Source organism: Sphingomonas canaveralia, assembly GCF_047238125.1.
Taxonomy (GTDB): domain Bacteria; phylum Pseudomonadota; class Alphaproteobacteria; order Sphingomonadales; family Sphingomonadaceae; genus JBDFMH01.
On record NZ_JBDFMH010000001.1, the window covers coordinates 2,890,882 to 2,913,916 of the forward strand.

The following is a 23,035-nucleotide window of genomic DNA, read 5'->3' on the forward strand; positions in this document are numbered from 1 at the left end:
GTTGTTCGATCCTGACGCATGCATTTCATCCCTGCAACATGGCAACGCGCTTGAACCCGCCGTCCGCCCTGTGGCAGGGGCGGCTCGCCTTTCGGGAGACGATGATGAGCGACGCCGTAAAGCGAGTGGTGCTGGCCTTTTCGGGCGGGCTCGACACCAGCGTGATCCTGAAGTGGCTGCAGCAGAATTATCGCTGCGAAGTCGTGACCTTCACGGCCGACCTTGGCCAGGGGGAAGAGCTGGAGCCGGCGCGCGCCAAGGCGCGGCTGATGGGCGTGCCCGACGAGCATATCTTCATCGACGATCTGCGCGAGGAATTCGTGCGCGATTATGTGTTCCCGATGATGCGTGCCAATGCGCTGTACGAGGGGCTTTACCTGCTCGGCACCTCGATCGCGCGGCCGCTGATCGCCAAGCGCCAGATCGAGATCGCGCGGATGGTGGGTGCGGATGCGGTGGCGCATGGCGCGACCGGCAAGGGCAATGATCAGGTCCGTTTCGAACTCGGCTATTATGCGCTGCAGCCCGACATCAAGGTCATCGCGCCCTGGCGTGAATGGGATCTCACCAGCCGTACCGCGCTGATCGCCTTTGCCGAGCAGCACCAGATCCCGGTGCCGAAGGACAAGCGCGGCGAAAGCCCGTTCTCGACCGACGCGAACCTCCTTCACACCTCGTCCGAGGGCAAGGTCCTCGAGGATCCGTGGGACGAAGTGCCCGATTATGTCTTCTCGCGCACCGTATCGCCCGAGGAAGCGCCGGACGTGGCGACGACGATCACGATCGATTTCGAGCGCGGTGATCCGGTCGCGATCGATGGCGAGGGGCTTGCGCCCGCGGCGCTGCTCGCCAAGCTCAACGATCTTGGCCGCGACAATGGCATCGGCCGGCTCGATCTGGTCGAGAACCGCTTCGTCGGCATGAAGAGCCGGGGCATGTACGAGACCCCGGGCGGCACCATCCTGCACTTGGCGCACCGCGCGATCGAGCAGATCACGCTGGATCGCGGCGCCGCCCACCTCAAGGACGAGCTGGCGCCGCGCTATGCGGAGCTGATCTACAACGGTTTCTGGTTCAGCCCGGAGCGCGAGATGCTGCAGGCCGCGATCGACCACAGCCAGCAGAAGGTGTCGGGCACGGTGCGGCTGAAGCTCTACAAGGGCGGGGTGCACATCACCGGCCGCAAATCGCCTTATTCGCTCTATTCGGAGAAGGTGGTGACCTTCGAGGACGATGCCGGCGCCTATGACCAGCGCGATGCGGCGGGCTTCATCAAGCTCAACGCGCTCAGGCTTCGTCTGCTGGGGCGCCGGGACGGGCGGTAGGCCATCGTCGCCCCTGCCTACGCAGGGGTGACGCGCCTTGTTAGATCAGACCGTGAAGCTCTCGCCGCAGCCGCAGGCGCCCTTGGCGTTGGGGTTCTGGAACACAAAGCCGGCGGTGAAATCGTCTTCCACCCAATCCATCGTCGATCCGATCAGGTAAAGGATCGATCCGCCGTCGACATAGAGCGTGCCGCCCGGCGTCGCGATCGCCTCGTCGAACGGATCCGCGGTCGAGACATAATCGACCGAATAGGCGAGGCCGGAACAGCCGCGGCGCGGGGTCGACAGCTTCACGCCGACCGCATCGGCCGGGGCGCGGCCCATCAGATCGGCGATGCGGGCCTCGGCCGAAGGCGTCAGGATCAGCGCGGCGGGGCGCGGGCGGGCGGTGGTGGCCATCACAGCATCCCCAGTTCGAGCTTGGCCTCGTCCGACATCTTCTGCGGATCCCATGGCGGATCCCAGATCAAGTTCACCTCGGCCGATCCCACGCCCGGCACCGCGCCGACGCGCAGTTCCACCTCGCCCGGCATCGATTCCGCGACGGGGCAATGCGGCGTCGTCAGCGTCATGGTGACGATGGCATGCGCATCATTGATCTCCACGCCGTAGATCAGGCCCAGATCATAGATATTCACCGGGATCTCGGGATCGTAGATCTCCTTCAGCGCCTCGATCACGCCATCATAGAGCGCGCCGCCCGGCTCCCCGGCCGGCTGGTCCGCCGCGGGCTGATCCAGGAAGCCGGTCAGATAGTCGCGCTGGCGCGGTTCCGCCTCGACGCGTGCCTTCGGCGGGGCTTCCACCCCGGTCACTTCCTCGACTGCGATCCTGCCGTCGCTCATCCGAAAATCCTCGTTACTCGCTCGATCCCGCGCACCAGTGCCGCAACATCGTCGGCACCGTTATAGACGCCGAAGCTGGCCCGCGCGGTGGCCGGCACACCCAGCAGGTCCATCAGCGGCTGCGCGCAGTGATGGCCGGCGCGGATCGCCACCCGCTCCTCATCCAATATGGTGCCGACATCGTGGGGATGCACCCCCTGCACCGCGAAGCTTACGATGCCAGCCGAATCCTCCGGCCCGAACAGCGTGACCGAGTTCAGGCCCGACAGCGCCTCGCGCGTCATCCGCACCAGCGCGGTTTCATGCGCGTGAATGGCATCCAGACCGATGCTATCGACATAGTCGATCGCGGCATGCAGCCCCAACGCGCCGACGATATGCGGCGTGCCGGCCTCGAACCGGGCGGGTGGGGCGGCATAGGTGGTGCGTTCGAACGAAACCCGGTCGATCATCGCGCCGCCGCCCTGCCAGGGCGGCATCGATTCGAGCAATTCGGCCCGCGCCCACAGTGCGCCGATCCCGGTCGGCCCGTAGAGCTTGTGCGCCGAGAAGACGTAGAAATCGCAATCAAGTGCAGCAACGTCGACCGCCAGCCGCGGCACTGCCTGGCAGCCGTCCAGCAACAGCTTTGCGCCCACGTCGTGCGCAAGATCAGCGGCGCGGCGGGCATCGAGCACCGAGCCCAGCACGTTGGAGACATGGGCCAGCGCGACCAGCTTGTGCGCCGGGGTCAGCATCTGCGCCACCGCGTCGAGATCGATCCGGCCGTCCTTGGTCAGCGGCGCGACGTCGATCTCGATCCCCGTCCGGTCGCGCAGCAGCTGCCAAGGCACGATGTTGGAGTGATGCTCGAGCTGTGAGAGCAGGATGCGGTCGCCGGCCTTCAGATGGGTCGCGGCCCAGCTCTGCGCCACCAAGTTGATCGCCTCGGTCGCCCCGCGCGTCCAGACGATCTCGTTGGCATCGCGCGCGCCGAGGAACCGCGCGACGCGGGCGCGTGCGTCCTCATAGGCGATCGTCATGTCCGCCGAGCGCGCATAGACGCCGCGATGAACGGTGGCATAGGTTTCGCCATAACCGCGCGCGATCGCGTCGATCACCGGTTGCGGCTTCTGCGCGGTCGCCGCGGTATCGAGATAGGCCCAGCCGGCGGGAATCGCCGGGAAATCGGCAAGCCGGTCCAGCGGACGGGTGTCGAGCGCTACGGTCATGCCGCGCGCTCCAACCAGCTGTCGGCATCCCGGGCGAACGCCTCGCGCACCTGATCCTCACCGATCCGGTCGAGCGCATCCGCCACGAACGCGCGCGTCAGCAGCGCGCGCGCCGGTACCGGTGGAATGCCGCGCGAGGCCAGGTAGAACAGCGCGGCGCGATCGAGTTCGCCGACTGTGGCACCATGGGCGCACTTAACATCGTCGGCGAAGATCTCCAGTTCGGGCTTCAGGTTGATGGTGGCGTTGCGCTGCAGCAGCAGGCCGCGCAGCGACTGTTCGCCGTCCGACTTCTGCGCATCGCGCGCCACTTCGACGCGCGCGGCCAGGCTGGCGGTCGCATGATCGTCGGCCACCGCGCGCCAAAGCTGACGCGAGCTGCCACCCGGCGCGGCATGGCGCACCACCGCGGCGACATCGTGGCGCTGGCCGCCGCGCGCCAGCAGCGCACCGCCATGTTCGGCGAACGCGCCTTCGCCTGCGAGATCGATCGCGGCATCCAGCCGCGTCCCCGCCCCGCCCAAGGCCAGCTGAATGGTGACCAGGCTGGCGCCATCGGCCACCACCGCTTCGTCCCGCAACGATGTGAAGCCAGAGGCTTGCCGCAGCCGCACGCTGCGCATCAGCCGCGCGCCGCGGGCGAGATCGATTCGCGTGCGCCGGTTGGACCAGCCATCGCCGACATGCGTCTCGACGATGCTGGCCTGCGCACCCGCCGCCAAACTGATTCGCGCAGGAACATGATTGGCGCCGCCGGTGGCGACATGGACGATTTCGATCGTGTGCGGCAGCGACTGGTCGGTGCCGAGCGTCAGCGTCCAGCCGGCACCGGTGGCAAGCCGCCCCAGCGGATGATCGCTCTCGCCTTCGACCGTGCCGATCGCCAGGCCGCCCTGATCCGATAACGCTGGATCGAGCATGCCATCGAGAAAGAACAGCCGCGGCCCGCCGCAGCCGATCCACAGATCATGCGTATCGATCACGCCGCCGCGCGGCGTCGCTTCCGCAAGCGCGGGCAACGCCGACAGATCGGCCCAGCGCCAGGCTTCGTCGCGTGAGGAGGGGAGCGCCAGCGTCAAGCGACCACCCCGACATAGCCTTCGCGCTCCAGCTCGTGCGCAAGATCCGCGCCGCCCGATCGCACGATCCGCCCGCCGGCCAGCACATGCACGAAATCGGGGCGGACATAATCCAGCAGACGCTGGTAATGGGTGATCAGCAGCACCGCCTTGTCGGGCTTGCGCATGATCGCGTTGATGCCGTGGCCGACCGCCTTCAGCGCATCGATGTCGAGCCCGCTGTCGGTCTCGTCGAGAATGGCGAGCTTCGGATCGATGATCCCCATCTGCACCATCTCGTTTCGCTTCTTCTCGCCACCCGAAAAGCCGACATTGACGGGACGCTTCAACATCTCGGCATCCATCCCCAGCACATCGGCCTGCGCACGGGCGAGCTTCAGGAATTCGGCGCCCGAAAGCTCCGCCTCGCCGCGGCCCTTGCGCTGCGCATTGAGTGCGGACCGCAGGAACTGGACGTTGGAGACGCCGGGGATCTCGACCGGATATTGGAAGCCCAGGAACAGGCCAGCGGCTGCCCGCTCGTGTGCATCGAGCGAAAGCAGGTCCTGCCCGTCGAAGGTGGCGCTGCCGCCGGTCACCTCATAGCCGGGCCGCCCGCCCAGCACATAAGCGAGCGTCGACTTGCCGGCGCCGTTCGGCCCCATGATGGCATGGACCTCGCCTGCGTTGATGCTGAGCGTAAGGCCCTTCAGGATAGGCTTGCCGTCGACTTCGGCGTGGAGGTTATCGATCGTGAGCATTCCAAATCCCATTCGTCGCTCCTGCGCAGGCAGGAGCCCATGTCTCTCTCGCGTGGCACATCGACCAGCCATGGGCCCCTGCCTTAGCAGGGGCGACGGCTAACCGACCGACCCCTCCAGCGAAATCCCCAGCAGCTTCTGAGCCTCGACCGCGAATTCCATCGGTAGCTGCTGCAGCACTTCCTTGGCGAAGCCGTTGACGATCAGCGCCACCGCGCTTTCCTGATCCAGCCCGCGCTGCATCGCGTAGAACAGCTGGTCGTCGCTGATCTTCGAGGTCGTCGCCTCATGCTCGATCTGCGCCGAAGGGTTGCGCACCTCGATATAGGGCACGGTGTGCGCACCGCATTTGTCGCCCAGCAGCAGCGAATCGCATTGGGTGAAGTTGCGTACGCCTTCCGCGCCCGGCGCCACGCGGACCAGGCCGCGATAGGTGTTGTCGCTGCCGCCGGCGCTGATCCCCTTGGAGACGATCGTCGAGCGCGAGCCGCGGCCATTGTGGATCATCTTGGTGCCGGTATCGGCCTGCTGGCGATTGTTGGTGACCGCCACCGAATAGAATTCACCGACCGAATCCTCGCCGTTCAGCACGCAGCTGGGGTATTTCCAGGTGACGGCGCTGCCGGTTTCCACCTGCGTCCACGATACCTTCGATCGGGCACCCTGGCACAGCGCGCGCTTGGTGACGAAATTGTAGATGCCGCCCTTGCCCTCCGCATCGCCGGGATACCAGTTCTGCACGGTCGAATATTTGATCTCCGCATCGTCCAGCGCGACCAGCTCCACCACCGCGGCATGGAGCTGGTTCTCGTCGCGCATCGGCGCGGTGCAGCCTTCGAGATAGGAGACGTAGCTGCGCTTGTCGGCCACGATCAGCGTGCGTTCGAACTGGCCGGTATTGGCGGCGTTGATCCGGAAATAGGTGCTCAGCTCCATCGGGCAGCGCACGCCTTCGGGAATGTAGACGAAGGTGCCGTCCGAAAAGACCGCGGCGTTCAACGTGGCGAAATAATTGTCGTGGATCGGCACGACCTTGCCCAGCCACTTGCGAACCAGATCAGGATATTCCTTCAGCGCTTCCGAGATCGACCGGAAGATCACGCCCGCCTTTTCGAGCTCGGCACGGAAGGTGGTGGCCACCGACACGCTGTCGAACACCGCATCCACCGCGACCTTGCGCGCGCCTTCCACGCCGGCGAGCACCTTCTGCTCCTCGATCGGAATGCCGAGCTTTTCATAGACGCGCAGGATTTCGGGATCGACCTCGTCCAGGCTGCCGATCGTCTCCTTCGCCTTGGGCGCGGCGTAGTAATAGGCGTCCTGATAATCGATCGGCGGGATGTTGAGTTTCGCCCAGTCGGGTGCCTCCATCGTGAGCCACAGGCGGAACGCCTTCAGCCGATAGTCGAGCATCCAGTCCGGCTCGCCCTTCTTGGCGGAAATGAAACGGACGGTGTCCTCGCTCAGCCCCTTCGGCGCGAAATCCTGCTCGATATCGCTGGTGAAGCCCCACTCGTAGGTGGCGAGCTTGTCCGCGGCGTCCTGCGCCTCGCGGTTGCGGACTTGGGTGGTGTCGTCGGTCATGCGGGATTTCCAGTGAAAGACGGAGCCGACAGGCTGGCGAGGCTGACCCCGCCGAGCGCGCCGCGCACCGCATCGTTGACCGCGCCCCAGTGCGGGCGGACGGCACAGGCATGTTCGAGCCCGCAATCATGGCGGCCATGATCGACACAGGCCGTCATCGCGATCGGGCCTTCGACGGCTTCGACGATCTGAGCCAGGCTGATCGCAGCGGCGGGCCGCGCCAGCACGAAGCCACCGCCGGTGCCGCGGGCGGAAGCGAGCAACCCGGCAGAGGCCAGCCGCCCCATCAGCTTCTGCGTGGTCGGCAACGGCACACCTGTCTCATCCGCCAGCGTATTTGCCGACAGCCGCTCACCCGCCGGATGGCGGGCCGCCGCGGTGAGGATCACCACTGCGTAGTCGGCAAGGCTGGACAAGCGCATCGCGTTCCAATCGGATCGAATCGTTCCGATTGCAGATGGGGCGGGCGGCAGGCGGGGTCAAGACGCGAGGCGTAACGATTGGAACGTCGCGAACGGCTGCGCGCTTCCTGCCCGACTGACGGCGATCGAGGAGCTTGATGATGGACGATGCACGGATCTGGGCGTTCGAGGAAAGCCTGTGGACCGGCGACGCCGACCATTACCGCGAATCGATCGACGAGGCGTGCGTGATGGTGCTGCCGGCGCCGCCCTATGCCTTCAACGCCGAACAGGCGATCGCCGCGGTTTCCGATACCCCGCGCTGGTCGACCGTAACGTTCAGCGACACACAGGTCAGCCGCCCGCAGGAAGGGCTAATCGTGATCGCCTACAAGGCGAACGCCACGCGCGACGAGGCCGATGGCTATGAAGCGCACTGTACATCCACCTATCGCCGGATCGCGCATGAGGAATGGCGCGTCGTGCAGCATCAACAGACGCCGCCGCTGGCGATCAGCTAAACATCTGCAGCTTGGGCATGTGTGCGGCCAGATCGCGCCGCTGAAGCATCAGCCGGGTGACCGGCGTGGGGTTGGCCTGGAACTGGCGCGGGGTCAGGCCAGTGAACTGCTTGAAGTCGCGAATGAAGTGCGACTGGTCATAATAGCCTTCGCCGGCCGCATCCTGCCAATGGATGTCCTCCCGCCCCAATAGCGAAGCAGCGCGAAGGGCCCGATATTTCCGCGCGATCAGCTTGGGCGGCCCGCCGTAGCTGCGCTTGGTCAGCCGTTCGACCTGGCGTGCCGACAGACCAAGCTCGGCCACGAAATCATCGACCTTTGGGCTTGCGGACCCGAGCAGCCAGCGATCGGCCAGCTTGGTGAACCACAGCGGCGGATCATCGGCCTGCGCCGCGATCGGGCGCAGCAGCGCATCCGCGATCTGCACCATGATTTGCGGATTCAGTGAATCGCGCATCGCGTCGACGGCCTCGCGGATCGCCGATCCGAAGATCTGGGTGGCATCCACCACATCGCTGGTGTGGCGGCTCGCATCCTCGCGGACCAGCGCGGTCCATCCCGCAGGCAGCAGGCTGATGCCAAACACCAGCACCGGCCCGGCGATATCGAATCGGGTGGCGGACAAGGTGGGGCCGAGCAACGCGGCTTCAGGCGTGATCCGGGCCACCCCGTCCGCAAACATGTAGGCGCCGTGGCCCGCGATCATGAAGCGCATCTGCGCAAGATCGGCGCGGACCATGTCCACAACCTGCGGAAGATCCGCATAGAAGAGATAATAGGATGAAATGTAGCGCCGCAGTTCCGGGGCCGGCGCACAGTAGCGCAGACCGACTTGCGGTATCGCGCTGGCGCCATCCTCCACGACCCGTCACCCCCATAATGTCCGGTGGCGACATGATAGCGCGAAATGATAAACAAAAAAAGCGGCCCGACCGACCGAAATCGGCCGGGCCGTCTAGTAAAAGGTCCCCCGGTGAAACCGGAAGCCCTTCGGGTCGCGGTTTCCCTCTATGCCCGCGGCCGATTCGCGAATTGCACAGAATCGACAGCAGAAACGTGGTTGAAGCGTAACAAACTTGCGTTCAACCGAGTCCAGAGAGATCAGATCAGCCCGTCTTGCCGCCCCGCGCAATCCAGGCGTCGACCCTCTGTTCGAGCACATCCAGCGGAACCGGGCCGCTCTTGAGCACGACATCGTGGAAGCCGCGCACATCGTAGGCAGAGCCCAGTTTCTGCTGGGCACGGTCGCGAAGCTCGCTGATCTTCAGGCGCCCCACCAGATAGGCCGTCGCCTGCCCGGGATAGATGATGTAGCGCTCGATCGCCTTGACGATGCCGCCCGGAGCATCGGCCGAATTGTCCTCGACATATTTGATCGCCTGCTCGCGGGTCCAGCGCTTGTGGTGCAGACCCGAATCGACAACCAGCCGGATCGCACGGTGCAATTCCAGCTGCAGCCGGCCGAAATCGCGATAGGGATCGGTGTAGAGCCCCATGTCCTTGGCGAGCTTCTCCGAATAGAGGCCCCAGCCTTCCGAATAGGCGGTGACCCCGCCGAACCGGCGGAACGGCGGCACATCGCCCAATTCGGTCTGGATCGCGCGCTGCAGATGATGGCCGGGAATACCTTCATGGTAGAACAGCGCCTCGACCTCGAACAACGGCATGTCCGACATCTTGTAGAGATTGGCGTAATAGACTCCGGGGCGCGATCCGTCCGGCGCCGGGCTCTGGTAGAAGGCCTTGCCCGCTGATTTCTCACGGAACGGCTCGACAGCCTTCACCTGCATCGGTGCCTGCGGCAGCACTCCGAACCATTCGGGCAGCTTGGCCGTCACCGCCGCCTTCGCCTTCTCGGTTTCCGCCAGATAAAGTGCGCGGCCCTCGGCCGTCTCGGGTGCGTAGAAGCGCTTGTCGGTCCGCATGAACTTGAAGAAGTCCTGCAGCGACCCCTTGAAGTTCACCGTTTTCATGATGCCCTGCATCTCGCCGTGGATGCGCGCGACATTGTCGAGTCCGACCTGGTGGATCTGGTCGGCAGTCATGGTGGTGGTGGTGTAGTTGCCCAGCCGCTCGGCATAATAGGCCGCGCCATTGGGGAACCGCCAGATGCCGTCGTCGGTGCCCGCCAGCTTCTCCTGGCGCTGCATCTCGGCAACCAGCCGGTCGTAGGCGGGCTTGACCGAGGTGGTAAGCGCCTGGGTGCCTGCCGCCAGGATCGAGTCCTTTTCCGCCTGCGGGATGGTCAGCTTGGCGACCTTGGTGCGCAGGTCCTCCAGCAGCGGCGACGTCCCCTGGCCGCCGAACGGCGCGCCGGTGACGATGTTGCGCGCATCCTGGATCACATAGGGATAGACCCACTTCGGCGGCATGACGCCCATGCCGGCGCGCTTCCTCGAGATCACGAGGATCTCGTCCATCGCCGGCCCCAGCGCCTGCAGGCGGCTGACATAGGCGTCGGCATCGGCCTTGCTGTCGATGCGGTGGATGTTGATCAGGAACGCGGGCAGCTGGCTCTGGGCGCCGTTCATCTGGTCGAACGTGTAGTCGTAGTCCCGGAACTCATAGGCTTTCCGGCTGCGCTCGACCTTCTTTTCGAACAGCGTGTAGGACAGCTGATCGTCGGCATCGAGCGAGGCGAAGGCGAAGCGGCTCTTCATCGCGTCCAGCGCGGCGAGATCGGCGCGATATTCCTCCTCGGCCGCAGCCTCGGTGAAATCGTCCCACTTGCCGTAATCGCCGTCGCGCACGCCGCGATAGGCCTTGCCGAGCGGAGACCGGGCAAGCTGGGCGGCATCATAATCGGCAAAGAACTTGGCGAGCGCAGCCTTTTGGTCGGACGGGGCCGCTGCCGGAGCGCTCGCTTCGGCCGGGGGCGGGGTCGCGCCGACGGTGTCGGCCGGGGCATCGGTGGCGGCGCAGCCGCTGACGAACAGGGCGGTAGTGGCGAGCAGCAGGATACGGGTCATGGAAGCTCCAGTCGGTCGGGGCGTCTGGACGCAACCCCGGATCAGGCAGGTCTGGCGTCCCCACGCCGCCGGTGCCATAGCCGCCTAATGCACCTCTTTTCCGCCGTCCGTCCACTGCTGTTCGCACTCGATGCCGAACGCGCCCACGGATTGACGATCTCGCTGCTGGCGCTGAAGCGCGGCGCGGCACCCGCCGACGACGCCATCCTGGCAACGCGGGTCGCCGGGATCGACTTTGCCAACCCGATCGGGCTGGCGGCGGGGGCTGACAAGGACGGCCGCGCGATCGGCGGCTTCCTCGGGCTGGGCTTCGGCGCGGTCGAGATCGGCACGCTGACGCCGTTGCCGCAGGCCGGCAACCCGCGTCCGCGCCTGTTCCGGCTGCCTGCGGACCGCGCGGTCATCAACCGGATGGGGTTCAACAATGGCGGGCTGGCCGCTGCGCTCGATCGCGTGCGCGCCACGCGCGGATCTGTTGGCGCGGGCGTGATCGGCATCAATGTCGGTGCCAACAAGGACAGTGCCGACCGGATCGCCGATTATGCGAAGGGCGTGGCAGCCGCCGCACCGCTCGCGGACTATGTGACGATCAACATCAGCTCGCCCAACACGCCCGGCCTGCGCGACTTGCAGCACGGCGCGGCGCTGGCCGAACTTCTCGCGGCCTGTGCGGCGGTCCGTGGATCGACGCCGCTGTTCCTGAAGGTTGCGCCCGATCTTGATCACGCCGCGATCGACGCCATTGCCCGCGCGGCAATCGAAGGCGGGGTGGCTGCGCTGATCGTGTCGAACACCACCGTATCGCGCCCGCCGCTGATCTCGCCCGCCGCCACGGAGGCGGGTGGCCTGTCCGGCGGGCCGCTCAAGGATCTTGCCTTGCAGCGGCTGCGAGATTTCCGCGCGGCAACCGGCGCGGGGCTGCCGCTGGTGGCGGCGGGCGGCATCGGATCGGCCGACGATGCCTATGATCGCATCCGTGCCGGGGCATCGCTGGTGCAGCTCTATTCGGCGCTCGTCTATGAAGGGCCCGGGCTCGCACGGCGGATCGCGCGCGGGCTGGCGCAGCGGCTGCGCCGCGAAGGCTTTGGTAGCGTCGCCGAAGCAGTCGGCTGAAGCGCGGCGGAACATCGCGCTTGCCGCTGCGGAATGCGGGACTAGTGTCCGGCCGATGATGTCGCGTCTGCTGTTCGCCTTTCTCATCATCGTGCCGGGTGTCGCCCATGCCGCGGGCGGCGTGGTTTCCGCCGCCGATCCGCGCGCGGCGGCCGCCGGCCAGGCCATGCTGCGCCAGGGCGGCAGCGCGACCGATGCCGCGATGGCGATGATGCTGGCGCTGACCGTGGTCGAGCCGCAATCGTCGGGGATCGGCGGGGGCGGCTTCCTGGTTCATCACGATGCCGCGACCGGCCGGATCGAGACGATCGACGGGCGCGAGACGGCGCCGGCCTCGGCCGGGCCAACCCGCTTCCTGGACGCGGACGGCAAGCCGCTGCCCTATTCGCGGGCTGTGCCCGGCGGCTTTTCGGTCGGCGTGCCGGGCAATATCCGGCTGATGGCGATGGCGCATGCGAAATGGGGCAAGCTGCCCTGGGCGACGCTGTTCCAGCCTGCGATCACGCTGGCGGAAGATGGGTTCACGATCAGCGGATCGACCGGCCGGGCGCTGGCATCGGCGGCGAAGAACTGGAATGACTTCCCGGAAGCGCGCGCGATCTGGTGGGCGGACGGAAAGCCGCGCACGGCCGGCAGCACCATCCGCCTGCCGAAATTGGCCCGGCTGCTCGAGACGGTCGCGAAGGGCGGGCCGGATGCGTTCTACGCGGGCGATGCCGGCGAGGCGATCGTGCGGGCGGTGGCGACCTCGAAGCGCAATCCCACCGCGCTGACGATGGTCGATCTCGCCGAGTATCGCGCCAAGCCGCGCGCCGCGGTGTGCGGCGCCTATCGCGGCTACCGGATCTGCGGGATGGGGCCGCCATCCTCGGGCGCCACGACGATCCTGCAGATGCTGGGCATGATCGAACGGTTCGACATTCCGACGATGGGCAGCGGTTCCGCCGTCGCCTGGCACCTGATCGGGGAAGCGATGCAGCTTGCCTATGCCGATCGCGAGAAATGGCTCGGCGATCGGGATTTCGTCGAGGTCCCGGTCGCCGGGCTGATCGATCCCAACTATCTGCGCGCACGATCACGCCTGATTTCTCCGACGCGCGCGCTGGCCCGCTACGAAGCCGGCACGCCCCCCGGTGCGCCGCGGCGGACCGCGGGCGTCTCGTCCGAAGTGGCAGGGACCACGCATTTCGTGGCGGTCGATGGCGAGGGCGACGTCGCTTCGATGACCTCGACGATCGAGGGTCCGTTCGGCAGCCAGCTGATGGCCAACGGATTCTTCCTGAACAACGAACTGACCGACTTCACCTTCACGCCCCAGCGGGATGGCGCGTCGGTCGCCAACCGGGTGCAGCCGGGCAAGCGGCCGCTGTCATCGATGTCGCCGACAATCGTCTACGACAGCGAGGGCAAGGTCGTGCTGGCGGTGGGATCGGCCGGCGGCAAGCGGATCATCATGCATGTGATGAAGACGCTGGTGGGCTTCATCGACTGGAAGCTGCCGGCCGCGCAGGCGATCGCGCTGCCGAACCTCTATTTCGGCGGTGGGGCGCTGCTGGTGGAAAAGGATACGCCGCTGGCCGCGCTCGCGCCCGCGATGACGAAGCTCGGGCAGACGGTGACGCCGGCCGATCTGGGATCGAAGCTGAATGCGGTCGAGCGCGTGGACGGCGGCTGGCGCGGCGCTGCTGATCCGCGCGGCGAAGGCGTGGCGCTGAACGAATAGGAAGCCCCCAATGGGCCTGGGAGAGGCAATGCGGCAGCTGGAATATTTCCCCAACCTGGTCACCATGTTCTTCACCCGCGTGCGCGAGCGGGGCGATGCCCCGTTCCTGTGGGCCAAGCGCGACGGGCAGTGGCGGCCGACCAGCTGGGCGGAGGCCGGCGATCAGGTGGCGCGATTGGCGGCGGCGCTCAAGGCGCTGGGGCTGGCGCGCGGCGAACGGGTAATGCTCGTTTCCGAAAATCGCCCCGAATGGTGCATCGCGGATCTGGCGATCATGGCGGCGGGCTGCGTGACGGTGCCGACCTACATCACCAACACCGAGCGCGATCATGCGCATATCCTGGAGAATAGCGGCGCGCGCGCGGTGATCGTCTCCACCCAGAAGCTCGCCAAGGCGCTACTGCCGGCGGTGCTGCGCTCCTCCTCGTGCGACACCATCATCGGGATCGAGCCGATGCGCGCCGGCCAGACCGGGGCCGCCGCCTTCCACGACTGGCGATCGCTGATCGACGCGCAGGCCGCCGACATCGCCGCCGTCGAACGTGCCGCCGATTTCCGCCGCGATGATCTGGCGTGCCTGATCTACACGTCGGGCACCGGCGGCGCGCCGCGCGGCGTGCGCCAGCATCACGGTGCGATCCTGCACAATTGTGCGGGCTGCGTGGACGTGATCTCTGCCGATTTCGGCTGGGGCGACGAAGTGTTCCTGTCGTTCCTTCCCGCCAGCCACGCCTACGAGCATAGCGGCGGCCAGCATTTCCCGATCGCGCTGGGTGGCCAGATCTATTATTCGGAAGGGCTGGAGAAGCTGGCTTCCAACATCGAGGAAGTCCGCCCGACGATCATGGTGGTGGTGCCGCGGCTGTTCGAGGTGCTGCGTACCCGCATCCTCAAGCAGATCGAGAAGCAGGGGCGGCTGCCGCGCTATCTGATGCGGCGCGCGCTTTCGATCGGAGCCAAGGAGATCGCCGGCGCCAAGCCCTTCTGGGATCTGCCGATGGACCTGATCCTGTCGCGCACGCTGCGTCCGAAGATCCAGACGAAGTTCGGTGGCCGGCTGAAGGCGATGGTGTCGGGCGGGGCGCCGCTCAATCCCGATGTCGGCACCTTCTTCCACTCGCTGGGGCTAACCCTGCTGCAGGGTTACGGCCAGACCGAGGCGGCCCCGGTGATCTCCTGCAATCGGCCAAGCGTCGGCATCGCGATGGATACGGTCGGCCCGCCGCTGAAGGACGTGCAGGTGCGGATCGCCGATGATGGCGAGATCCTGGTCCGCGGCGAGCTCGTCATGCACGGCTATTGGCGCAACGAGGAAGAGACGGCGCGCGTCCTGAAGGATGGCTGGCTGCACACCGGCGACATCGGCCATCTCGACGCCAAGGGCCGGATCGTCATCACCGATCGCAAGAAGGATCTGCTGATCAATGACAAGGGCGACAATGTCGCCCCGCAGCGGGTTGAAGGCATGTTGACGCTGGAACGCGAGATCGGACAGGCGATGGCGTATGGCGATCGGCGTCCCTATCTCGTGGCCCTGATCGTGCCCGATGCCGACTGGCTGCGCGAGCATGGCAACCCGCCACTGACCGACCCCGAAGTCCAGCGCGCGATGATGGCCGCGGTCGACCGCGTGAATTCCGGCCTGTCAGTGATCGAAAAGGTGCGTCGCATCCTGATCGCGGATGGCCCATTCACGATCGAGAACGAGCAGCTCACACCTTCGATGAAGATCCGCCGTCACGTGATCCGCGCCGCCTATGGCGATCGGCTTGACGCGCTCTACAAGAAATAGCGGATCGGTCAGCGCTTGCGATAGGGCGTGAAATCGCCGAGCGGGCAGGCCCCGTAGCCGAAGCCCTGCCGCAGATCCATCACCTGCGCGATATCGCCGCTGCACAGCAGGCTGCCGACGCTGCGCGTGACGAGCGAGCGATTGGGCCGCAGCGCCGCGCAGCCGCCGGGCGGGCGGTTGACATAGCGCAGCTTGGAGCTGACTTCGTAGACGATCATCGTCTCGTCGATGATCTTGGTGCTGCGCACGCCCGTCAGGTTGATGCAGTTGCGTGGCGGCCCAGCCTCCGACGCAGCCATATACTCCTTCAGCCGCTCGGCATCGCGCGCGGCGCGCTCGTCGGGGCCCGCGCCGGCGGGGGTGGCCGCGATCAGGCCGATGGCGATCAGTGGCAGGGTGGCACGCATCACTCGTCTCCGTTTCCAGTCCCCGGACAACCAGATAGCATGCGATGGCTCAGCCGCGAAACGCATCCTTCGCCGCGCGCCGTGCGGCGAGTTCGGCGGCGTCGCTCGCGCGCATGAAGGGATTGGTGGCGCGTTCCAGAGCGATCGTGGTGGGTACCGTCGCCTCGCCGGCGACGCGCATCCGGTCCACCTCCGCCATTCGCGTTGCGATCGCTGCGTTGTCCGGCTCGGCGACCAGCGCATAGCGGCCATTCGACTGGGTATATTCGTGCGCGCAATAGACCATCGTCTCGGGCGGCAGCGCCTTCAACCGGCTCATATTGGCGAACATCTGGTCCGCCGTCCCTTCGAACAGCCGGCCGCAGCCCATCGCGAACAGCGTGTCGCCCACGAAGATCGCGGCGTCGTCGGCCAGGTGATAGGCGATATGGCCCGACGTATGCGCCGGCACCTCCAGTACGACGGCGGTGCGCGCGCCGATCGATACGCGATCGCCTTCGCCCACGGTGCGATCCAGCGTCGCGATCCGATCGGCCTCGGCCGCGGGGCCGGTGATGGTGCAACCGGTCGCCGCCTTGATCGCGGCATTGCCGCCGACATGATCGGGGTGCCAGTGCGTGTTCCAGATCTGCGAGATCACCCAGCCGCGCGCGTCCGCCGCGGCCAGGACCGGATCCGCCTCGGCGGGATCAACGACGACCGTCTCCCCGCTCTCAGCATCGTGCATCAGCCAGATGTAATTGTCGCTGAGCGCAGGGATGCGGACGATCTCGAGCGCCATTACCACTGGCCGGTGTTCGGCATCGACGCCCAGGGTTCGGCCGGCGGCAGATGCCCGTCCTGCAGCAGCTCGATCGAGATATCGTCAGGGGTGCGCACGAACGCCATGTGGCCGTCGCGCGGCGGGCGGTTGATGGTCACGCCGGCATCCATCAGCCGCTGGCAGGTCGCGTAGATATCGTCGACGCGGTAGGCGAGATGGCCGAAATTGCGGCCGCCGGCATACTCCTCCGGATCCCAGTTGTGGGTCAGTTCGACCTGCGCGTCTCCCTGCCCTGGCGGGGCCATGAAGATCAGCGTGAAGCGCCCCTGCGCGTTATCGAAGCGCTTGACCTCTTTCAGGCCCAGCAGCTCGAAGAAGGCGACGGTCTTGTCCGGATCGGACACGCGGATCATGGTATGAAGATAGCGCATGACCCGAATGTAGGGTGCGACGCGCTATTGCGCCAGTTGCGCGAGCCCATCCTTTGCGGCGATCCCGGCAGGGGATTGTGGTGCGATCGTCGCGGCCTTCGTCCAGGCGGAACGGGCCGCCTCGATATTTCCCGACAGCGCGGCGATGTTGCCAGCCTCCATCTGCACCGATGCGTCGTCTGCCGAAAGCTTCACCGCCCGGGCGATGTCCGCCTGTGCGCGCGCCATGTCTTTCTGCCGCCGCGCCAGCGTCGCCGAGAGCAGCCAGGCAAGCGGATCGGCGGGGGCGAGCGCCAGCGCCTGATCAAGATCGGCGCGGGCAGCGGGCAGATCCGCCAGCGCCACGCCGGCGCGGGCGCGATCGAGATAAGCCTCACCGCGCAGCACATCGCCCATCACCGGCAGCGCCAGCGCACGATCAATCTGGCGGCGGGCCTGCGCGGCATCGTCGCCGGCCAGCGCGGCGTTGGCGGCCTGCACCCAGAAGGTGGCGGCGCGACCGTCGCGCGCCTTCTCCGCCTCGGTCGCCGCCTGTTCGAAGGCGAGTGCGGCGGGCTCCCAGCGTTCCTGGGCGGCGTAGGCCAACCCCAGGCATTGCCGCGCCAACAAGCCGCCGCCTGCATCGCGCCAGCGGATCGCTTCGGCTTCGGCCTTGGCGGGATCGGCCTTCGCAAGCGCGGCGCAGGCGTCGTAGCGCGCCGAGGCCGGATCGGCGGCGAACAGCAACAGGGCGAGAATCGGGCTCACAGGCTCTCCAACAGGATCGCCACCGTCGTCAGCAACAGGCGGATATCCTGCGGGCGCGACAGGCGATGATCGCCATCCTTGACAAGGGTCGTCTGCACATCGGCTGAACGCAGCCGATCGGCCAGCGCCAGCGCCACCTTCCACGGCACGTCGGGATCGGCCTGGCCGTGGATCAGCCGCACCGGGCAATCGAGTGCGATCTCGGTCTGCAGCAGCCGCGCCGCCTCGCCCGATTGCCAGAAGGTGCGGGTGGTGACGGTGGGGGTGTCGGCATAGGCGGACGACTGTTCGAGCCGCCCTTCGCGCAGGATCACCATCTTTTGGTCGGTGGTGAAGCCCCAGTCGGTGAAATCGGGTGCCGCGGCGATGCCGACCAGCCCGATCACCCTGTCCGCGATCGCGCGCGCGACCAACAGCATCAGCCAGCCGCCCATCGAAGAACCCACCAGCAGCACCGGACCCGGCACAAGCGCATCGATCAGGTGCAATACGTCGTCCCGCCAGACAGCGAGCGATCCATCCTCGAATGCACCGCCGCTGGCGCCGCAGCCCGAATAGTCCAGCCGCAGCATCGCCCGGCCCTCGCTAGCCGCCCAGGCATCGAGCGCCAGCGCTTTGCCGCCTTCCATGTCTGACATGTAGCCCGGCAGGAAAATGATGGTGGGGCCGGTGCCGGGCCGATGGTGATAGGCGAGCGGGGTGCCGTCGGGGCGGGGGAGATGGGGCATTGCCCAGCCTTTAGAAGCATGGATGCCGCGCAGGAAGGGCGCTGCGGCCGAGCGCCCTTATCGGCCGCACATCGTGCGCAGTGCGGTCCAGTCGGCAGTCGACATGGCGGGCGTCGTGCCGACGCGCGGCGCATCGCGGAACCGGGCCATGCGGCTGGCATCGCTCGGATGGGTGGCGGCAAGGCTCGCCAGCCGGCCGAGCGCATCGTCGTCGGCGTGCTTGCGATCGGGATCCTTGCCCAGCCGCTCGAAGAAATCGGCGATGCCGGCGGGCGAGATGCGCGCCGCCGACAGCAGCGCCAGCGCTTCGCGATCCGCCTCTGCTTCGGCACTGCGGCTGTGGCGCAGGAACAGCCCGGTCGAGGCCAGCGACCCCATATTGCCGCCCAGCCCCTGCAAGAAGATGTCCATGCCGAAATGGCGGATCAGTGCCTGGTTCGGATGGCGGCGCTGGATATGGCCGATCTCGTGCGCGAGCACGCCTGCCACCTCGTCCGGTCCGCCGGCGGCCTGGATCAACCCATCGAGCAGGATCAGTTCGCCGCCGGGCAGCGCGAACGCGTTGACCTGTCCGGTGCGCGCGACGTGGATCCGCACCGGTTCGACTAGCCCGCCCGGCGGGGTAAGCCGCGCGACCAGCCGGGCGAGGGCGGCATCGCCGGCCGCGGTCTCGCACCCGCGGTCGCCGCCGGCGATCAGATCGGCATAGGGGCGGCCGACGCCTTCGGCCACGCGGCGCGGCACATAGGGCGCTGCCCAGACCAGCGCGCTATTGCCGAACAGCCAGACGACCAGCGCGATCGAGACGACCGCCGCCACCGCCGCGCCGATCCAGCCCCAGGCGCGCGCGGTAACGCGATCCCGTCGCGGCAGATCATCGAACCCGTCCGGGTCACCACGGAACAGCAGCCGCCAATCCGGCTCTCCCGCCAGATGCAGCGCCAGCGTGCTGGCGGATATGGTGCGGGTCAGGCTGTCGGCGGGCAGAGCGAGATCGGTCGTGTCGCCGACGATCCGGATCGTGTCCGCCTCCCGCCAAACGCGCACCGGGATCGCCCGCGCACTTCGCCCATCGAACAGGCGCGCGTCAGAAGGGGGTGACATCGAACGCATCGGCAAGCCCGTCCCCCTGGCCCGGGGCGGCAAGATCGGTCTGGCGCATGGCATCCTCGTCGAACGTGCCGTCGATGCGGATGCGGCGCGCCTGGAACGCCCAGTGGCGATAGGGCATCAGCAGCGTCCCGATCCCCAGCGTGAAGATGATCAGCGCCATGTTGCCGAGATAGTAGCGGACGACCTGGCCGGTGGTGACATCGAAGCCGAGTTGCATTCGCCCGTCGATGCGGGTGGCGCCCCAAGTCTCGCGCAGGAAGGCGGCGTGATAATGGGCGAACAGCAGCGCACCGACGAAGCCGATCGCGAACAGCCCGCCATAGAGCGACAGCACGAACAGCAGCAGCCCGCCAGGCGACGGCGTCGGATCGCGGAACAGATCGCTGGCGAACGCGCCGGCGAACAGCGTGCCGGCCAGGATCGCCACCATCGCCAGCATCACACCCCAGACGATCAGGAACCTGGGATAGAGCGTGCGCGCACGCGCGTTCGCCTCCATCGGCAGGCTGCCCAGCCGGATATCGCGCACCAGCCGGTTCCAGCGGCGGACGCCGACCCAGGGCGTGGCGAAGCCGAGGCTGAAGGTTTGCGCCATCAGCAGCCCGAAATGATAGAGGCCGAACGACCAGCCCTGGCCGATCATGCCTGACCGGATCCCGCGCCAGGCGGTGCGCGACAGCATGTAGCGCCAGCTGCGATAGATGCCGACGCCGATCAGATACCAGATGGCGAGCACAAGCAGCGATTGCGTCACAAGCAGCACGGCCTTCGCGCCGCCGCTGGCTGCCGCCGCCAGGATCGAGACGATGCCGAACGGCACCGAGATCAGCAGCACGACGAGGATCGCGCCGATCAGCAGTTCCAGCCCGGTGCCGCGGTAATCCAGTCCGTCGCCGCCCACTTCGGTATGCGCCCAAAGATAGCGGCGGAACCTGGCCTTTGCCCAGAATCGATAGAAGCCCAGCGTGACGATGGTGAGCAGCAGGTTCAGCAGCTGCATCAGGAAGAAGTCACCGGCCAGGCCGACGAACGCCACCTGCGGCGCGGGCGCAGCGCCATGCGGCGCGGCCCCGTCGCCGTGCTTGTCGAGATCAATCAATCAAGCCCCCGCCCTGACGGGCCCGATCATGACCGGGCCGGCCCCAGTGTCAATCGGCCGCGATCAGGCGCGGGGATCGATCTCCAGCCCCTTCGTCCCGCCGTGGGGCGTATTGGCGGGGGCGTGGGGCGGCTCGATCTCGGGCGGCTCGAGCGGTTCGATGACGCCTTCCCACTTGGCGACGACCGCAGTCGCCACCGCATTGCCGACGACGTTGGTGCCGGACCGGCCCATGTCGAGGAACTGATCGACCGCCAGGATCAGCAACAGCCCGGCCTCTGGAATGCCGAACTGGCCCATCACCGCCGCGATCACGACCAGCGATGCGCGCGGCACCCCGGCGATGCCCTTCGACGTCACCATCAGGATCAGCACCATCGTGATCTGCTGGCCCGCCGAGATATCGATGCCATAGGCCTGCGCGATGAACAAAGTCGCGAAGGTCATGTAGATCATCGAGCCGTCGAGATTGAACGAATAGCCCAGTGGCAGCACGAAGCTGGCGATGCGGCGCGGCACGCCGAACCGGTCCATCGCTTCCAGAACGCGCGGATAGGCGGCTTCCGAAGAGGCGGTGGAGAAGGCAAGCAGGATCGGCTCGCGGATGTAGCGCGCAAGCAGCCCGGCGCGCCGGCCCAGCACCACGAACGCGGCAAGGAACAGGACGCCCCAGAGGATGCCGAGCCCCAAGTAGAAGGAGCCGACGAACTTGGCATAGGTGGCGAGGATGCCGACCCCGTTGACGGCGATCGCATGCGCGATCGCAGCGAAGACGGCGATGGGTGCGAAGCGCATCACATAATCGGTGATCTGCAGCATCACCGCCACCAGCGCCTCGACCGCCTTGACGAGCGGGGCGCCCTTTTCGCCGATCGCGGTGAGCGCCACGCCGACGAAGATCGAGAAGATCACGATCTGCAGGATCTCGTTGGCGGCCATCGCCTCGAAGATCGACTTCGGGAAGATGTGGGTGAAGAAGCTGTGGAGGTTGAACGCCGCCTTGTCCAAGCCCGCGCTTTCGCTGGCGGGCGGCAGCGGCAGATCGAGGCCGGCGCCCGGCTGTAGCAGGTTGACCATGATCAGCCCGAGTGTGAGCGATACCAAGCTGGCCGAGATGAACCAGGCCATGGTGCGCACGCCGATCCGCCCGAGCGCTGCGGTATCGCCCATATGCGCGATGCCGGCGACCAGCGTGGCGAACACCAAGGGCGCGATGATCATCTTGATCAGCCGCAGGAAGATATCGGTCACGATCGTGAAATAGCCGGCCCGCTCCTTCAGCAGCGCGGGATCGGCGATGGAAAGGTTCATCGCATAGCCGACCGCGATGCCGAGGATCATGCCGATCAGGATGTAAAGCGTCAGGCGTTTGGCCACGGGCGGCTCCGAAGGAAGGATGCATCACTCAGACGGCATGGGACAGCCAGCGTCAAGCCGGCCCCAAGCCCGGCTATCGCGCGGCGCAGGCGGAGTGACGTTGCAGCCTGCGGGAAGGAACGCTACTGGCGCGAACATGCTAACCGTTCGCAACAATCCGATCCGCGCTGCGCGATGATGGAAGGCACGATCGTCGCCGCCGCCCCGCTGATCGAACCGACCGCCGCGCTATCGGTGGAAACGGTCCGTACCGTGCGCCACTGGAACGAGCATCTGTTCAGCTTCACGATCACCCGGCCGGCCAGCTTCCGCTTCCGTTCGGGCGAATTCGTGATGATCGGCTTGCCGCAGGAGAACGGCAAGCCGCTGCTGCGCGCCTATTCGGTTGCCAGCCCCGCCTGGGCGGAGGAACTGGAATTCCTGTCGATCAAGGTGCCGGATGGTCCACTGACCTCGCGGTTGCAGCGGATCCTGCCGGGCGACCAGATCTATCTCGGGCGCAAGCCCACCGGCACATTGGTGTCCGATGCGCTGCTGCCGGGCAAGCGGCTGTTCCTGCTGTCCACCGGCACCGGCCTGGCGCCGTTCCTGTCGGTCGCACGCGATCCCGATATCTACGAAATGTTCGAGCAGGTGGTGATCGTCCATTCGGTACGCCGCGTGTCCGATCTCGCCTTCCGGCAGGAGCTGGAGATGCAACTGGCGGGGGATCCGCTGGTGCAGGATCAGGCGCTGCTGCAGCTGACCTATCTGCCGACCGTGACGCGCGAGGAATTCCCGACCAGCCAGCGGATCGACGCGCTGATCGATTCGGGTCGGCTGTTCGAGGGACTGTCCGGTGATGCACGCTTCGACCCGGCGAGCGATCGCATCATGATGTGCGGCAGCATGGAGATGATCAAGACGCTGGGCACGAAGCTCGACGGGCTCGGCTTCGTCGAGGGATCGAACGCCAAGCCGGGCGACTATGTGATCGAACGGGCGTTCGTCGGCTGACATCAGCTTCGGGCGGAGGCTTGCCCCCACGCCCTTCGCCAAGGCATAGGCGGCGCCGTCCATAACCACAG

The 23,035-nt window shown here is 66.8% G+C and carries 23 protein-coding genes; 6 read left to right on the top strand and 17 right to left on the bottom strand.

The features are described 5' to 3' along the window. Window positions 1-104: 104 nt before the first annotated feature. A complete protein-coding gene (locus ABC347_RS14455) occupies window positions 105-1,325 on the top strand; it encodes an argininosuccinate synthase (protein WP_413246411.1) in 1,221 nt (406 codons plus the stop codon). Between the two features lie 45 nt (window positions 1,326-1,370). Here ABC347_RS14455 and ABC347_RS14460 read toward each other — a convergent pair whose 3' ends face one another. From ABC347_RS14460 to ABC347_RS14490, 7 genes are all read right to left on the bottom strand, one after another. After that, complete coding sequence (locus tag ABC347_RS14460; RefSeq protein WP_413246412.1) at window positions 1,371-1,724, bottom strand: HesB/IscA family protein; 354 nt, start codon at window positions 1,722-1,724, stop codon at window positions 1,371-1,373. Then, on the bottom strand, window positions 1,724-2,170 hold the full coding sequence (locus ABC347_RS14465) for an SUF system Fe-S cluster assembly protein (RefSeq protein ID WP_413246413.1): 447 nt from the start codon (window positions 2,168-2,170) through the stop codon (window positions 1,724-1,726). The genes ABC347_RS14460 and ABC347_RS14465 overlap by 1 nt, the downstream gene beginning before the upstream one ends. Then, the gene (locus tag ABC347_RS14470; RefSeq protein WP_413246414.1) at window positions 2,167-3,381 is read right to left on the bottom strand and encodes a cysteine desulfurase; all 1,215 of its coding nucleotides are present in this window, start codon (window positions 3,379-3,381) and stop codon (window positions 2,167-2,169) included. Before ABC347_RS14470 ends, ABC347_RS14465 begins: the two co-directional genes overlap by 4 nt. Then, window positions 3,378-4,460, bottom strand: a complete 1,083-nt coding sequence (locus ABC347_RS14475) for a SufB/SufD family protein (RefSeq protein WP_413246415.1) — start codon at window positions 4,458-4,460, stop codon at window positions 3,378-3,380. Before ABC347_RS14475 ends, ABC347_RS14470 begins: the two co-directional genes overlap by 4 nt. Continuing rightward, a complete protein-coding gene (gene sufC / locus ABC347_RS14480; protein ID WP_413247073.1) occupies window positions 4,457-5,200 on the bottom strand; it encodes a Fe-S cluster assembly ATPase SufC in 744 nt (247 codons plus the stop codon). The genes ABC347_RS14475 and sufC overlap by 4 nt, the downstream gene beginning before the upstream one ends. Before the next feature lie 99 nt (window positions 5,201-5,299). Next, on the bottom strand, window positions 5,300-6,784 hold the full coding sequence (gene sufB / locus ABC347_RS14485) for a Fe-S cluster assembly protein SufB (protein WP_413246416.1): 1,485 nt from the start codon (window positions 6,782-6,784) through the stop codon (window positions 5,300-5,302). Further along, the gene (locus ABC347_RS14490) at window positions 6,781-7,206 is read right to left on the bottom strand and encodes an SUF system Fe-S cluster assembly regulator (protein WP_413246417.1); all 426 of its coding nucleotides are present in this window, start codon (window positions 7,204-7,206) and stop codon (window positions 6,781-6,783) included. Before ABC347_RS14490 ends, sufB begins: the two co-directional genes overlap by 4 nt. Before the next feature lie 140 nt (window positions 7,207-7,346). Here ABC347_RS14490 and ABC347_RS14495 point away from each other — a divergent pair, with 140 nt between their 5' ends. After that, window positions 7,347-7,706 (top strand): DUF4440 domain-containing protein, encoded by a 360-nt coding sequence (locus tag ABC347_RS14495; RefSeq protein ID WP_413246418.1) that lies wholly within the window; start codon window positions 7,347-7,349, stop codon window positions 7,704-7,706. Here the strand turns inward: ABC347_RS14495 and ABC347_RS14500 are convergent. Together ABC347_RS14500 and ABC347_RS14505 are read right to left on the bottom strand one after the other, a co-directional pair. Beyond that, the gene (locus ABC347_RS14500; protein WP_413246419.1) at window positions 7,699-8,568 is read right to left on the bottom strand and encodes a helix-turn-helix domain-containing protein; all 870 of its coding nucleotides are present in this window, start codon (window positions 8,566-8,568) and stop codon (window positions 7,699-7,701) included. The two genes, ABC347_RS14495 and ABC347_RS14500, sit on opposite strands and share 8 nt — an antisense overlap. A gap of 244 nt (window positions 8,569-8,812) precedes the next feature. Further along, on the bottom strand, window positions 8,813-10,675 hold the full coding sequence (locus tag ABC347_RS14505; protein ID WP_413246420.1) for a DUF885 domain-containing protein: 1,863 nt from the start codon (window positions 10,673-10,675) through the stop codon (window positions 8,813-8,815). Window positions 10,676-10,762: 87 nt separating this feature from the next. Here ABC347_RS14505 and ABC347_RS14510 point away from each other — a divergent pair, with 87 nt between their 5' ends. From ABC347_RS14510 to ABC347_RS14520, 3 genes are read left to right on the top strand one after another with little or no spacing between them, the layout of a single operon-like run. Then, window positions 10,763-11,788 (top strand): quinone-dependent dihydroorotate dehydrogenase, encoded by a 1,026-nt coding sequence (locus tag ABC347_RS14510; RefSeq protein WP_413246421.1) that lies wholly within the window; start codon window positions 10,763-10,765, stop codon window positions 11,786-11,788. Between the two features lie 55 nt (window positions 11,789-11,843). Next, entirely contained in the window at window positions 11,844-13,511 is a 1,668-nt protein-coding gene (gene ggt / locus ABC347_RS14515) for a gamma-glutamyltransferase (protein ID WP_413246422.1), read from the top strand. A gap of 28 nt (window positions 13,512-13,539) precedes the next feature. Further along, on the top strand, window positions 13,540-15,303 hold the full coding sequence (locus tag ABC347_RS14520; RefSeq protein ID WP_413246423.1) for an AMP-dependent synthetase/ligase: 1,764 nt from the start codon (window positions 13,540-13,542) through the stop codon (window positions 15,301-15,303). A gap of 8 nt (window positions 15,304-15,311) precedes the next feature. On the opposite strand, the gene ABC347_RS14525 is transcribed toward ABC347_RS14520, so the two are convergent. From ABC347_RS14525 to ABC347_RS14560, 8 genes are all read right to left on the bottom strand, one after another. Continuing rightward, window positions 15,312-15,710 (bottom strand): hypothetical protein, encoded by a 399-nt coding sequence (locus ABC347_RS14525; RefSeq protein WP_413246424.1) that lies wholly within the window; start codon window positions 15,708-15,710, stop codon window positions 15,312-15,314. A 49-nt stretch (window positions 15,711-15,759) separates the two neighbouring features. Continuing rightward, on the bottom strand, window positions 15,760-16,491 hold the full coding sequence (gene gloB, locus ABC347_RS14530) for a hydroxyacylglutathione hydrolase (protein ID WP_413247074.1): 732 nt from the start codon (window positions 16,489-16,491) through the stop codon (window positions 15,760-15,762). Further along, the gene (locus ABC347_RS14535) at window positions 16,491-16,904 is read right to left on the bottom strand and encodes a VOC family protein (RefSeq protein ID WP_413246425.1); all 414 of its coding nucleotides are present in this window, start codon (window positions 16,902-16,904) and stop codon (window positions 16,491-16,493) included. The genes gloB and ABC347_RS14535 overlap by 1 nt, the downstream gene beginning before the upstream one ends. Window positions 16,905-16,928: 24 nt before the next feature. Beyond that, entirely contained in the window at window positions 16,929-17,651 is a 723-nt protein-coding gene (locus ABC347_RS14540) for a tetratricopeptide repeat protein (protein ID WP_413246426.1), read from the bottom strand. Beyond that, window positions 17,648-18,379 carry an alpha/beta fold hydrolase gene (locus tag ABC347_RS14545; RefSeq protein WP_413246427.1) on the bottom strand — a complete coding sequence of 244 codons (732 nt, stop codon included), beginning with the start codon at window positions 18,377-18,379 and terminating at the stop codon, window positions 17,648-17,650. Before ABC347_RS14545 ends, ABC347_RS14540 begins: the two co-directional genes overlap by 4 nt. A gap of 57 nt (window positions 18,380-18,436) precedes the next feature. Then, window positions 18,437-19,546, bottom strand: a complete 1,110-nt coding sequence (locus ABC347_RS14550; protein ID WP_459565463.1) for a M48 family metallopeptidase — start codon at window positions 19,544-19,546, stop codon at window positions 18,437-18,439. Continuing rightward, window positions 19,467-20,591 carry a YjgN family protein gene (locus tag ABC347_RS14555; protein ID WP_413246429.1) on the bottom strand — a complete coding sequence of 375 codons (1,125 nt, stop codon included), beginning with the start codon at window positions 20,589-20,591 and terminating at the stop codon, window positions 19,467-19,469. The genes ABC347_RS14550 and ABC347_RS14555 overlap by 80 nt, the downstream gene beginning before the upstream one ends. 63 nt (window positions 20,592-20,654) lie before the next feature. Continuing rightward, window positions 20,655-21,968 (bottom strand): dicarboxylate/amino acid:cation symporter, encoded by a 1,314-nt coding sequence (locus tag ABC347_RS14560; protein ID WP_413246430.1) that lies wholly within the window; start codon window positions 21,966-21,968, stop codon window positions 20,655-20,657. Window positions 21,969-22,142: 174 nt separating this feature from the next. Here ABC347_RS14560 and ABC347_RS14565 point away from each other — a divergent pair, with 174 nt between their 5' ends. Then, entirely contained in the window at window positions 22,143-22,964 is an 822-nt protein-coding gene (locus tag ABC347_RS14565; RefSeq protein ID WP_413246431.1) for a ferredoxin--NADP reductase, read from the top strand. Window positions 22,965-23,035: the final 71 nt, after the last annotated feature.